This window comes from Candidatus Symbiopectobacterium sp. NZEC135, assembly GCF_025962695.1.
The window spans coordinates 1-1,675 of record NZ_JAGFPF010000355.1 but is presented as its reverse complement, the minus strand read 5'-3'; the positions used below and the strand labels follow the sequence as shown (position 1 = coordinate 1,675).

Here is a 1,675-nt window from a genome sequence, read left to right as displayed (position 1 = left end):
GAGTTTACCACAGAAAGCGAGCCCTGTTGATAGCGCATCAACCGGGCTGTTTTTCTCGATACCGCCTCACTGTTCAGGCGAATTGTCCTAACGAAAGGCCATTACCCGGCATTTTTGACATACGGCTTGATAATCCCGGTCGCCAGCAGCTCTTTTTCCTGCCCGTTGATACGCGCCGTGGCGGAATCAATTTGGAATGTCACGTCACCAGGCTGGCAAAAGTCTTTGGTTTTTTGTGGAACCAGCTCGGCGGAACGAAAAGAGCTGTATTCCCGGCCGTACAGCGTTTCATTCATGGTATTCATGCCAAAGGGGGCAAACGCCAACGTGTATTGTCCACTGGCACCCTCGCGGTTTCTTAGCGTGACGACGACGCGCAAATTAGCCACTTCAGCAAGTTTGTTGGTATCAACGATAAAATGATTTTCACATTTCAATGCACCACCGTTGCCACCAAGAAAGGTCGATTCGTTTTTCAATACCAATGAGGGCAAGGTTTGGCGATTTTCTTCACGCTCACGCTTATCGTTGACGCAGTGCGCCGTATAGCTGGCTTTTGTTTCGTCAGTGCGCCCCCGGTCGCGATACTCCCAAGCCTTCTGGCAATCGCTCGTCACACCCTGACCGTTGTAATAGATCCAGGCGAGGTATTTTGCCGCCCGCGATACGCCTTTGTCATAGGCCTGGGTAAACAGCGTGCGCGCCTTGTCATAATCACCGTCAATCTCTTCACCGGTGTAATACATTTCCCCCAAATTGATCATGGCATCCTTATTGCCCTGCTGCGCGGCACGTTCAAACCAGGTGACAGCGTCTTGCGCAGCAACATCTACACCCCAGCGTCCTTCGCGATAGGCCAGGCCAAGAAGATTCTGCGAGTCCGCCTCTCCGCCCTCTGCCGCGCGGCGAAACCAGCGCATCGCCTCAATATCTTTCTCTTTGATCGAGGAGTAACCGAAATTATAAAAATGCCCGACGTAGAAATTTACTTTGGGATCGCCCTGCTGTGCCCAACGCTTTGCCAGCCGTAACGTGTCGCTTTTACTCAAACCAAGGCGGCTGAATATCCGCCGTGTTTCCGCATCGGCGGTATTTAAATAGCGGGAAACATATTTCAGGATCGGTGCGCGCATCTCTGCATCGGTTTCAGCCTTGGCTTTGGCTTCATAAATGGTGTGTCCAAGCGACTTGGCCGTTTCGATATCAATATCCGCAGCATTAATCTTTGCCAGCAATTGGCCGGCACGGACGTTATCCTGCGGCACGCCGACGCCATATTGATAAAAATACCCGGCGTTATAACAACCATAATCGCCACCCAGCGCACAGGCCTGCTGATAATAGTCGATCGCCTGTTGGGTATTTTTGGGAACGGAAACGCCAAACTCATAAACAAACCCCAGCACAGGGATGTTCGAGGCGGTCGTAGAGCCTGTCGGCGTCATCAGCGTCTTGGGCAAAAGCAGAACACGATAGACCCAGTAACAACGCCAACGTTGTTTTCTTCATGATTAACAATCCTTTGTGATGTTTTTCTGTTTCCGGGGATAATACCATCCCCGGAAACCTGAGCAATGCTCAGTTTATGACGCGCGAGAAGTCTCCTCGGCGTTATCTTCGGCATCCAGCACCACTTCTTCGCTTCTGAAACGGTTGATCAGCGCGAACAGCAGGC

Annotated in this window: 1 protein-coding gene; it reads right to left on the bottom strand. The window is 51.6% G+C overall.

The features are described 5' to 3' along the window. Positions 1-101: 101 nt before the first annotated feature. Positions 102-1,460 carry a tetratricopeptide repeat protein gene (locus J5224_RS26785; protein ID WP_264628198.1) on the bottom strand — a complete coding sequence of 453 codons (1,359 nt, stop codon included), beginning with the start codon at positions 1,458-1,460 and terminating at the stop codon, positions 102-104. Between the last annotated feature and the right edge of the window lie 215 nt (positions 1,461-1,675).